This is a genomic window from Isoptericola sp. NPDC055881 (assembly GCF_053615895.1).
In genome coordinates this window covers 40122-52708 of the sequence record NZ_JBSHCR010000013.1, presented here as the reverse complement: position 1 = coordinate 52708, position 12587 = coordinate 40122, and the positions used below count along the sequence as shown (strand labels likewise).

The 12587-nt window shown below is 65.4% G+C and carries 5 protein-coding genes; 4 read left to right on the top strand and 1 reads right to left on the bottom strand.

Annotated elements, in window-relative coordinates; genetic code table 11:
* Window positions 1-20: 20 nt before the first annotated feature.
* The 4 genes from ACWGKI_RS06530 (at window position 21) to ACWGKI_RS06515 (ending at window position 11144) form a co-directional block, all read left to right on the top strand.
* A complete protein-coding gene (locus ACWGKI_RS06530) occupies window positions 21-2921 on the top strand; it encodes a LamG-like jellyroll fold domain-containing protein (RefSeq protein ID WP_452185647.1) in 2901 nt (966 codons plus the stop codon).
* A 113-nt stretch (window positions 2922-3034) separates the two neighbouring features.
* Window positions 3035-9265 (top strand): RHS repeat-associated core domain-containing protein, encoded by a 6231-nt coding sequence (locus tag ACWGKI_RS06525; protein WP_452185645.1) that lies wholly within the window; start codon window positions 3035-3037, stop codon window positions 9263-9265.
* Window positions 9266-9300: 35 nt separating this feature from the next.
* The gene (locus ACWGKI_RS06520; protein WP_452185643.1) at window positions 9301-9789 is read left to right on the top strand and encodes a hypothetical protein; all 489 of its coding nucleotides are present in this window, start codon (window positions 9301-9303) and stop codon (window positions 9787-9789) included.
* A gap of 173 nt (window positions 9790-9962) precedes the next feature.
* Complete coding sequence (locus ACWGKI_RS06515) at window positions 9963-11144, top strand: hypothetical protein (protein WP_452185641.1); 1182 nt, start codon at window positions 9963-9965, stop codon at window positions 11142-11144.
* An 816-nt stretch (window positions 11145-11960) separates the two neighbouring features.
* Here the strand turns inward: ACWGKI_RS06515 and ACWGKI_RS06510 are convergent.
* On the bottom strand, window positions 11961-12518 hold the full coding sequence (locus tag ACWGKI_RS06510) for a hypothetical protein (RefSeq protein ID WP_452185640.1): 558 nt from the start codon (window positions 12516-12518) through the stop codon (window positions 11961-11963).
* Window positions 12519-12587 lie beyond the last annotated feature (69 nt).

Below are 12587 nucleotides of genomic sequence, written 5' to 3'. Positions count from 1 at the left end.
TTGTCGCTTCGAGCGGCCTTGTGGCGTTGGTGTTGGGCGGCATCGTTCCGGTCTCGGCCGGAGCCGAGGAGACGCCAATCGAGTGCGTCTCGTCGGTCGCTGACGCGGCGTCTGCGGCGGAGATGGCCGCAGTGTGCGGGAGTGAGGTCGAGGTGCGGTCGGCACGGACGCCGTGGGACACGTTGTGGGCAACCCCAGGTGGGGGCGGTCGCGTAGAACTCTCGGCGACCGCGGTCCGCACGGACGTCAACGGCGGGTGGGAGCCGATCGACACCTCGCTCGTCGCGGCGACCGAGCCGGGGGCAGGGATCACGGTCGCTGCGCCGGCGCTGCCGATCACGTTCTCGGACGGCACCGCCGGGATGCCGCTGGCCACGATCGCCAGCGACGAACACGTGCTCGAGTTCCATGCGCCGTTCGGCCTGACGACGCCTTCGATCGAGGACGGCCGCGTGATCTACCCCGAGGTGCTGCCGGGGGTGGACCTGATCGCAACGATCGATGAAGACGGTTCGGGGTTCTCCGAGGTGTTGCGCGTGGACTCGCCGCAGGCCGCTGCGAACCCGGCGCTGGCCGAGCTGGAGTTCCCGGTCACGGTCTCTGACGGGTTGAACGTCGCAGAGTCTGAGGGCGGATTTGTCGCCTCCGACGCCGACGGGCAGGAAGTGTTCACCAGCCCGACGCCGTTGATGTGGGACTCGGGCTCTACGGCACAGCAGATCGAGGCGGCTGAAGGCGCCCAGGCACAGCTCGCTGCCGGCGACCTCGGAGTAATGGCGCTTTCGGCGAGCTTGGATGCGGCGGAGGTCGGTGCGCAGTTCGGTGACACGTTGGTGGACCCGGCCACGGGGGAGCCGGTGGGCGAACCCGTGGAGTCCCCGGCGCTGTCCAGCACGGTGGCGCCGATGCCGGTCGATGTGGCAGACAGGTCCGTGACCATCACTCCGGACGCCGGAATGATCGCAGACCCGGGCACGTCATGGCCAATCTATATCGACCCGTCAATCGGCCGTGAGCCCGTGGAATGGACTGCTCTGCGCTCCGGGATGTCGTCGGACTACAAGTTCTCCGGCGATCAGGGGCTCGGGTTGTGCGACGTATCGGTGGAGGCCGATTGCGGACGGGACTTCAAGAGCCGGCTGGTGTGGGAGTTCCACAACCTAGACCCGATCGAGAATCTCGCCGCGAGCGACATCGTCTACGGTCATTTCAGCGCGTTGGGTACCAGCTCGTACAACTGCACGAGCTATGCGGTCCAGGCCTACCGTGTGGAAAACATCGCCTCCGGTACGACGTGGGACTCGAACTCAGGGTGGACGGATAGCAGGCTGCAGGACAGCCGCGACGTGCATCACAGGTCTGGGTGCCCGGACGGACCACGAAGGATCACGTGGGACGTTACTGACGCGGCGAAGTACACCGCGACCAATGGCGGATACTTGACCATCGGGCTGAAGGACTATTACGAGAACTCGATGACGAGGTGGAAGCGGTACGCGCATGACGCGAAACTGTCGATCGCTTTCAACCGTGCACCCAACACCCCCTACAGCCTTTCCGCCGTGACCGAGGATGGGAAGTACACCTGCTCGTCGGAGAGCGGGACAGACAACATGCGGTCCCGGGTCCCCTCTCTGAACGCGGTTGTGACAGACCCGGACGGACCCTATTGGGGGCAGAAGGTTCGGGCCCGGTTCCAGGTGTTCGACGATGCGTCGGGGAGCGAGGTCTGGGAATCGGCGCTGACGACCGCACAGGAGAGCGGGCAGCAGCACTCGGTCACCGTCCCTTCCGGCGAGCTGACCAGCGAACGCGTATACCGCTGGCGGGCGCAGGCCCAGGACGTCACGGACGATGCGGACAACAGCAGAACGTCGCCGTGGTCCTCGTGGTGCTACATCCGACCCGACACGACGCCCCCCAAGAAGCCGACAGTGACGTCATCGACCTACCCGGAGGACCTCGTCAGCGGCGGCATTGGGACGACGGGGACGTTCAAGTTCGGGCCGAACGGCTCAGATGACGTGGTCAAATACGCCTTCTCGTTCAACTCCGATGCACTCAGCTGTCGCGTCGTCGACCCTGACAGCTGCGTCTCCGGAAACAGCGCGACGGTCTCATTTACCCCGAAATCTCTCGGGTCACAGGTCCTGTATGTGCAGTCCCTCGACAAGGCTGGCTATGGGTCACCTGTTGCCGTCTACGCCTTCGGTGTGAACTTCCCGAGCGTCAGCGCGTACTGGCACCTGGACGGCAACGGGACGGACTCGGCCGCTGGAGGTAAGCACCCACTGACAATGTCGCCGAACCCCACGTTCGATCCGGGTGTGGGGCTCTATGACAACGACAAGGCTCTGGCCCTCGACAGCGCAGACGACTACGCGTCGACCTCGGGTCCCGTGGTCGACACATCGAAGAGCTTCTCGGTGACGGCATTCGTCAACCCATCGTCCGCGTCTAGCCAGGTCCAGGTGGCGGTCTCTCAAGACGGAGACCTGAGCAGTGGCTTCAAGCTGGGGCGGCTGGGCACAGGCAACTGCTCGAACGGGGCGACGACCTGCTTCGGCTTCTGGAAGAGCAATGCCGATTCGGCCAAGATTGACAACACCATCGTCACCTCCGAGGTTCCCGTCACGCCTGGCGGCTGGACGTTCCTGGCAGGGGTTTATGACGCCGGGACCAAGCAGATGAGCCTGACAGCGTGCGACCTGTCTCGCTCCGTGGCGGTAGCAGTACCGAGTGACCCGGTGACGTACGGCGGCACAACGTGGAAGTCGTTCGGCAAGGCACAGGTCGGACGGGGCCTCGTCAATGGGACCTATGGGGAGAACTGGAGCGGACACATTGACGATGCACGGGTCTATGCCGTTCCCATCCCGATCGAGACCATCCGCACCATCTGCCAGGGCGACCCGACGTGAGGCGCGCGGCCGGTAGCGATTCGGCGGGGAGACGGACTGACGGCGTGGTGGGTTCGAGGGGGGCTGGCGTGAGCGCGTTGAGGTCGAGGGTGACCAGGTGGACGGCAACGGTTGTGACGACTGTCGTTGCTGTTGCCGGGGTCGGGGTACAGGCGGTTGCCGATGACGGGCCGTCGTTGGCCGAGCGAGAGTCGTGGACGGCTGAGCAGCGGCGCGCTTACGGCGAGGATCTGTGGCAGGACCCGGACACGGAGAAGCCGCTCGCGGCGACCGCCGTGGCGCCCGAGGTGCTTGACGACCCTGCCACCGTGGAAGGGACCACGGCGTGGGCGTTGGCCCATGACAGCGAGGTAGTTGCGTCACAGCCGGCCCCCGAGGTGGCCGACGAGGCCACCATCACGGTGGCGGCACAGGACCACGAGCCGACGCAGGTTGGCGGGCTCGGTATTCAGGCTCAGGCCGCGGGCGCCGACGCACCGCGCGGGCCCAGCAGCGACGCGAGGTTGCGGGTGCGGACGCTCGACTCTGAGGACGCCTCGGCGATGGGCGTGGACGGAGCGGTCTTCACCGTCGAGCAGGTGGATGCTGCCGCCGGTCAGGACAAGTCGGTCGTGGACACGCCCGTGACGGTTGAGCTAGGAGTCGACGCGTCCGCGGTGGGCGCCGGCTCTGCAGACTGGCTGTCTCGCGCGCGACTGGTCCAGCTCGCGCCGTGCGCCTTGACAGCCCCGCAGAAGGCCAAGTGTCAGGAACGCACGCCGGTCTCGGACGGCGGAGTCGACCTGAAGTCCGGGACGGTCTCCGGGACCGTCGAGGTCCCCGCCCAGATGGCAGAGAGCGCCGACGGGCAGCGCCTTTCGGCGACGAGCGGTGACGTGATGGTGATGGCGCTGGAGGCGACGGCGTCCGGTTCTAGTGGTGACTGGTCGGCGACGCCGTTGTCTCCTTCGGCCTCGTGGCAGGTCTCCCAGCAGTCCGGCAGCTTTGCCTGGTCCTACCCGATGCGCACGCCCACGACTCCGGGCGGGCTCGAGCCCGACGTGTCGCTCAGCTACGACTCGGGCTCGCTCGACGGTCGGGTGGCATCGACGAACAACCAGGCCGGACAGATCGGTGACGGTTGGTCGCTCAATGCGGCGGGCTTCGTCGAGCGACGGTACGTCCCGTGCGCCGACGACATGAAGGCCGTGGACGGCAAGGCGGCGAACAACGCCTCGCACGAGACGGGTGACCTGTGCTGGCACGACGACAACGCCACCCTGACGCTCGGCGGGAAGTCGTCTGAGCTGATCCAGGTCGGTACCTCCGACGAGTGGCGGTTGAAGGACGACGACAACTCCAAGGTCGAGCACCTGACCGGTGGATGGAACTCGGACAACAACAAGGAGTACTGGAAGGTCACCACTAGTGACGGGACCCAGTACTGGTTCGGCCGGGGCAAGCGGTCGGCGACCGACACCAAGGAGCTGAACTCGGCCTGGACGGTGCCGGTGTACGGCAACCACCCTGGTGAGCCGTGCTATGCGTCGACGTTCGCGGCGTCGGACTGTAATGGGGCGCAGGCCTGGCGGTGGAACCTGGACTATGTGGTGGATACGTCGGGCAACTCGATGACATACACCTATGACCGTGAGACCAACTACTACGGGCAGAACGGCAATGCCGGGGCGGCCCAGTACGTGCGCGGTGGCGCCTTGCGGTCGATCGAGTACGGCACGCGTGCCGGCGCGGAGACCGGAAACGCGGCGGCCAAGGTCGTCTTCGGCGTGGCTGAGCGGTGCATCGCAACATCTGACTTCGACTGCGCGGCGAGCAAGCTGACCGCAACGAACGCAGGTCACTGGCCGGATGTGCCCTTTGACCGCATCTGCACGTCGACGACCTCTTGTGCGTCGCGCACGGTGCCGACCTTCTTCTCGCGGCTGCGCACGACGACGGTCACGACGCAGATCCTGACTGCCGCGGGCACCTATCGTTCGGTGGACCGCTGGGACCTGACGCAGAGGTTCCCGAACTCGGGCGACGGGACCGGTCCGGCTCTGTGGCTGGAGGAGGTCACGCATGTAGGCCTGGGCGCGTCGACGAGCGTGACGCTGCCGGCGACGTCGTTCGTTGGTGAGCAGATGCCTAATCGTGTCGACGCACGCATGGACGGCCGGTTCCCGATGAACAGGTACCGGATCTCGAGCATCACGTCCGAGTCCGGTGCGGTCACCAGCGTGAACTACACCGACCTCGACTGCACGCCGACGTCGTTGCCGTCGAAGCCGGAGGAGAACACTCGGCGGTGCATGCCGGTGTACTGGACGCCTGAAGGCGCGACCGAACAGGAGCTGGAGTACTTCCACAAGTACCTGGTGGCCTCGGTGGTCGAGAACTCCCAGGACACCTACTCCAAGCCGGTCGAGACCCATTACTCCTACGCAGGTAACCCCGCCTGGCATTACGACGACGATGGCCTCGTGCGACCGAAGTACCGGACGTGGTCGCAGTGGCGCGGGTACGGCGCGGTCGACGTGTTTGTCGGTGCGCCGACCGAAACGAGCGGCGATCCGCAGGTGCGTACGAAGTACCGGTACTTCCGGGGCATGCAGGGCGACCGCTTGGCACCGTCGGGCGGCACCCGCAGCGAAGACGTGGACGGGATCACGGACGACGACCAGTTCGCCGGCATGGAGCGCGAGCAGATCAGCTACAACGGGGCCGACGTCATCGAGTCGGTCAAGAGCGTGCCGTGGCGTTCAACCGCTACGGCCACCAACGCGGACGGTGACAAGGCCTTCCACACCGGAGTGGGGCAGACCGACACGGTCACGACGTTGGCCGGAGGTGATACGCGCACCGCCCGTCAGATCACGAAGCTCTCTGACGAGTACGGGGCACCGTACGAGGTCGACGACCTGGGGGACACATCGACGTCCGCGGACGACCGGTGTGTCAGGACCACCTACATCCGGAACACGGACAAGAACATCCTCGACACGGTGAAGAGTGTCGAGACAGCCTCGGTAGCGTGCGCGACGGACCCTGCGCGTCCGGCGCAGCTGGTCTCTGGCCAGAAGTTCGCCTACGACGGGGCCTCGGTCGGGACCGAACCGACGATCGGGCGGGTCACCCTGCGTCAAGAAGCCGACACAGACTCGGACGGCGCGCTCGTTTACACGGACGTCGAGACCACGACGTATGACACCTTTGGTCGTCCCACGTCGGTGGCGGACGCGTTGACGCGCAAGACCACGACTGCATACACGAACACGGCGGGCCTGACCACGGGGACCACGGTCACCTCCCCGGACCCGGACGGCAGCGGCGCTGTCACCGCGCTGAAGACCGTATCGGTCCTGGACCCCGCGTGGGGTGCGCCGACCAAGACGACCGACCCGAGCGGGAAGGTCACCTCGGGGACGTACGACGCGCTCGGTCGCCTCACGCAGGTGTGGGAACCAGGTCGCGTGCAGGGCACCGACACGCCGACGACGAAGTTCGGGTACACGGTGCGCGCGACCGGCATGAATGCCGTCACGACGCAGACCCTGAACTACGACGGGTCGGCATACGTGGCGAGCTCGGTGATCTACGACGGGCTGCTCCGGCAGCGCCAGACCCAGGCGCCATCCGCCGACCGAGCCCACCCGGGCCGGCTGGTGACCGACACCCTCTACGACTCGCGCGGCCTGGCGGACCTGCGCAACGAGCCCTGGTACACCACGGGCGCGGTGGCGACGACTCTCGTGACGACGAACGACGCGAAGCCCGGATCGACCGTGATCGGGTATGACGCGGCGGGCCGGGTTACCAAGGAGACCTTCCGGATCGGAGGTGCGACGGTATGGAGCACGTCGACCAGCTACGGCGGGGACCGGGTGACCGTGGATCCGCCGGATGGTGGGACCGCGACCTCGACGATCACTGACGCTCGGGGGCGTACCTCGGTGCTGCGCCAGTTCCTGGGAGACGCGCCCTCGGGCTCGTTCCAGGACACGAAGTACACCTACGACGACGCCGATCGGCTCATCGGGGTGCGTGACCCTGACGGCAACAACTGGTCGTACACCTACGACCTGCGCGGACGCCAGGTCACCGCCAAGGACCCGGACAAGGGCACGACGACCACGACCTACGACAAGGCGGGTCAAGTCGTCTCGACCAAGGACGCCCGCGGCGAGGTGCTGGCGTACACCTACGACCCTCTGGGCCGTAAGACCTCGATGCGCGACGACGCCACCTCGGGTCCCGCCAGGGCGACCTGGACCTACGACACCCTCGTCAAGGGACAGCTGACGAAGTCGGTACGCAACGACGCCTCGGGTGCTTACACGCTCGCCGTGACGGGATACGACGACCACTACCGTCCCCTCGGTCAGACCGTCGCCGTCCCGACGTCGCAGGGCGCGCTCGCCGGTGAGTACACGACGAACTACACCTACACACTCGACGGCCGGATCAAGACCACCAAGCTCCCGGCCGGTGGGGGGCTGAACGCCGAGACCACCGAAGTGTTCTACGACGCAACGAACCAGGCCGAGTGGATGGGAGCGTCGTTCCCGAACGGGACGTACGTGGCTGGTACGGCGTACTCGCCGTACGGGGAGCTGTTGAAGGCCGATATGGGCGGCAGCTACGTCGTGCAGGCGAACTGGGCGTACGAGCAGGGCTCACGGCGACTGATGCGGTCGTGGGTGCAGCGTGAGGGCGCGAGCGCGTTCGAGTACGACGCGAGCTACGGGTACGACGATGCGGGCAACGTTCTGCGGGTCGCGGACACGCCGGGCGCGGGCCTGGCGGCTGACGTGCAGTGCTTCGACTACGACGGGCTGCGCCGCCTGACGCAGGCGTGGGCTCAGGACAGCAGCGCGTGCGCGACGACACCGTCCACCAGCGTGCTGGGCGGGGCTGCGAAGTACTGGACGAGCTATGAGTTCGACGCAGTGGGCAACCGTACGGGTGTGGTGAACCACTCGACCGCGACGGGCGGCACGGACACGACGCTGTCGTACACGTATCCGGGTGCGGGTGCGGCCAAGCCGCACGCGGTCAGCTCGGTCACGGCGTCGGGCGGTTCGACAGGGACGTCGTCGTTCACGTACGACCTCTCGGGGAACACCACGGGCCGGACTGTGGCTGGCAAGCCGGCGCAGACCCTGGCGTGGGATGCGGAGGGTGAGCTGTCGAAGGTCTCGGAGGGGGCCACCACGACGGGGCAGTTCGTGTACACGGCCGACGGTGAACGCCTGACCCGGACCCAGGGTGGCAAGACGACCCTGTACCTGCCGGGCGGGATGGAGCTGACCGCGTCGGGTTCGACGGTCACTGCGCAGCGTTATTACCAGTTCGGCGGGCAGACGGTCGCGGTTCGCACGGGTGCGGGTGCGTCGGGGACGACGACGATCGTGGCGGACCATCACGGCACGGGTGTGGTGCAGGTGGTACAGGCGACGAACACGATCTCGCGCCGGTACACCGATCCGTACGGTCAGGCTCGAGGCGGCAGTGCGGCGTGGACGGGGGATCGCGGCTTCCTGGACAAGACCGCGGACGCGACCGGCCTGGTGGCTGTCGGGGCCCGGTACTATGACGGGTTGATCGGCCGGTTCATCAGCGTGGATCCGGTGATGAATCTGTCGGATCCGCAGCAGTGGAACGCCTACTCGTACGCGAACAACAACCCGCTCACGTGGTCGGACCCGAGCGGTGAGATCCCGATCGGTGCGGGGCACGTGGGGTACAACCCGCACCAGGCGAACGACACACGTAAGTACGACACGAAGACCCATGCGATCGTGCGGCACGCGGTGCCCACGCGGGTACGGACGAGCTCTCGCAGCTACTACCGCACACCGCACTTCACCGTCCCCGCAGCCGAGAACCCCTACGCTGGTGGTGGTGGCGGCCGCGGTGGTGGCTTCCCGAGCGGCTCGAGCTCCATGCGGGCCAAGTTCCAGGCGCCCTCACCGCAAGAGAACATCGCACGCCTGGACGCGGCGTCAGCCAGGCCCCAGACGCGAGTTAGCCCTCGGGCGGCAGAGAATGCGGCACTCCCTGAAGGCGTGGTATATAGAAGGACTGACGCCTTTGATGAAAAGCCATACATCGGACAAGCCAAGAGTCTCGCGCGCTATGCGAAGCGGCAGGCAGAACACAACCGTGCGCATCCAGATTCTGATTTCGAGTTTGAGATCATTGGCCGGGCGAAGCCTGGTGTCGAACTTGATCGACTCGAGGAATATTTCATTCGCCAGGGAGGCGGTCCCACTAACAAGGGAAACCCGGAAGGGGGGCTCTCTAATCTGAGAGTTCAGATGCTAGACCCTAGGTACATGCGCGCTGGAGGAGATCCGTTTTGAGCAAATTGCAAGTAGGTGATATTTTTCTTGTTCCTGTGGACGACGAGAGATCCGGTGTCGGCCAGGTCGTAGGCAGGTACGGCGACGACGCGCTCTATCTTGCGATATTCGAGCGCTTGCTCGCAGTTGGAGACGCTGTGAGCGGCGCTTTGGGAGTCTTGTCTGACGGGCCCGTATTCTTGGCGCTCTCCACCGACGCAAAGATTCATGTTGGTCACTGGTCAGTGGTCAGTAACGCGGCAGTGGGCGATTCGATCCCTTTCCCTGTCTACAAGGAGATGGTCGGCGTTCCAGGGAACTATGAAGTCGTCGACTACACGGGTATGCGGCGGAGATCGGCGACGCCGGCCGAGATTGAAATCTTGCCCAATCGCAAAATTGTTGCCCCCATAAGACTTCAAAAGGCTCTTCGGGCAATTCATGGCTTGGAGCCCTGGAATGAGGTCTTTGAGGAACTTCGACCGGGAGTCCGCCCTACCAGTGCAGACATGTTTGGCGATTCTTGGTCGATCCGGGGGGGCTGAGCCTTTCCCAGTGACGCCTTCCCAGCATTGGCCCTACCTTACTTGGACCGCCGTGCTGCCGAGGCGGTCCACGATGGTCGAGCTCTTTGCTGGCCTCCTGGCGCGGATCCTGAAGGAGCGAGACACCCGCGAAGTCGGTACGCAACGACGCCTCGGGCGCCTACACGCTCGCCGTGACCGGATACGACGACCACTACCGCCCTCTTGGTCAGACCGTCGCCGTCCCGACGTCGCAGGGCGCGCTCGCCGGTGAGTACACGACGAACTACACCTACACACTCGACGGCCGGATCAAGACCACCAAGCTCCCGGCCGGTGGGGGGCTGAACGCCGAGACCACCGAAGTGTTCTACGACGCAACGAACCAGGCCGAGTGGATGGGAGCGTCGTTCCCGAACGGGACGTACGTGGCTGGTACGGCGTACTCGCCGTACGGGGAGCTGTTGAAGGCCGATATGGGCGGCAGCTACGTCGTGCAGGCGAACTGGGCGTACGAGCAGGGCTCACGGCGACTGATGCGGTCGTGGGTGCAGCGTGAGGGCGCGAGCGCGTTCGAGTACGACGCGAGCTACGGGTACGACGATGCGGGCAACGTTCTGCGGGTCGCGGACACGCCGGGCGCGGGCCTGGCGGCTGACGTGCAGTGCTTCGACTACGACGGGCTGCGCCGCCTGACGCAGGCGTGGGCTCAGGACAGCAGCGCGTGCGCGACGACACCGTCCACCAGCGTGCTGGGCGGGGCTGCGAAGTACTGGACGAGCTATGAGTTCGACGCAGTGGGCAACCGTACGGGTGTGGTGAACCACTCGACCGCGACGGGCGGCACGGACACGACGCTGTCGTACACGTATCCGGGTGCGGGTGCGGCCAAGCCGCACGCGGTCAGCTCGGTCACGGCGTCGGGCGGTTCGACAGGGACGTCGTCGTTCACGTACGACCTCTCGGGGAACACCACGGGCCGGACTGTGGCTGGCAAGCCGGCGCAGACCCTGGCGTGGGATGCGGAGGGTGAGCTGTCGAAGGTCTCGGAGGGGGCCACCACGACGGGGCAGTTCGTGTACACGGCCGACGGTGAACGCCTGACCCGGACGCAGGGTGGCAAGACGACCTTGTACGTGCCGGGGGATGGAGCTGACTGCGTCGGGTTCGACGGTCACTGCGCAGCGTTATTACCAGTTCGGCGGGCAGACGGTCGCGGTGCGGACCGGGGCCGGTGCGTCGGGGACGGCGACGCCGCGGCGGCACATCTACGCTCGCAATATCCGGACTCCTTCGGAGAAAAGACGTTGGACGCGGCAAGTGGGCCTCGGCGATTGGACATCTACACGCGAACCAAGGTCCGCCATCGAGGTTAAGGTAGGGAGGGTGTACCTCACTAAAGCCATTAGGCAACAGGTTTGCGCGCGACGTCGAACTGCGGGACGCTAAGCTGGTGTCATCGGTCGAGTGGTACTTCGTGAAGAGTTCAGTCACGGGCAAGTCTGGCCCGTCAGGGCCGCTTGCGAAGCTTTTGGACCATCATGGGATTACATACAATGTCGTCGGTTGATTGGATCGGCTACGAGCCGTACGTGCCCCCGATTGCAGGGCCGCTCGATGCCATGACTCGGCGTCAAGCCCGAGAATGCTTCAATCACGTGATGGAGCAACGGCCACGAAGGCTTGAGTATCTTCGCGGACTGGTCCAGGCAAACGGGGTGGTCTTGGGGTCGGATGACCATGCGATTCAGAAGCTCAACGAATGGGTTTGTGACAACGTCGAGCCGTCACCTACCGAGGAGGGGAGTTTGAAGCCCCTCTGGTATTCGGTGGCGTTCGATGTGGGTATGTTCCTTAGTGAGATCTTGATCGAGCGTTCGCCAAATCTCCATTGGGAACTGTTTGTGAATGGCAAGAAGAATGTTTCATATCAGAGACCGGTAGTAATGGGGTTTTCAAAGGTTGCGAATAAGAACTACAACTTTGACGGTGCGCGCCTCGTAGTAGGTGAGTGTCATCGCATTGTTGCGGGGTTAGGCGTCCAGCCAGACTATTTTGTCGATGTGGTAAATTATTGGACGAGCTGTGCCTAGGCTGGAGGACAAGGCGCAGCCTTCTCGGTGATGAGTTGTCTAGAGCCGGTCACCATGCATGGGGTCCGCGCGTTCACTCGGCCCTGAAGGCCAGCAGACTTAGGAGAAGCTCGCGCCGTGGTCCTCGATCATCGAGGGGGGCAGCTCCCGCAGCTTCGCGCCGTCGACCTTCCAGGTGTCGCCGTCGGCGACCATGTTCAGGTACATCAGCGAGTCGTCGCCGTACCAGTCGTGGGTCTTGCGCTGCCCGGCGCTGGCGGTGATCTTGTAGGCCACCAGCACCTGGAACGCCGACTCTGAGTGCTCGGCCTCGATGACCGGCTCGGACCTCATGTAGCCCATCCCTGGCCCTTCGAACGCCCCGCCCATCGCGGCCAGCTGCTGCCAGACGGCCCCGGTGCGCACGTCCTTGAGCGACTTCACCAGGTGGGGGGTGCCCCACTCTGCGGCGACGTCCTGCAAGGCAGTGACCGGGTTGTCGGGCGTCCCGAACGCGTCGAAGGTCCAGGCGTCGTTGACGAACCGTTGAGCGATGTTCGCGGCCAGGCGCATCTGGTCCTCGGCAGGCCATCCTTCCAGGCGGGTCGCGACACTCACGCCCTTGAGCTGGCCGTCCCCGGTCTGGCAGGTCAGGTTGGCGCGGCCGACACCAGCCACCTGGTTCGGACTGGCGGAGGTGCGACAGAGGCTCCCCGGCCAGCTCTCGCCCGCCTCGATCGTGCGGGT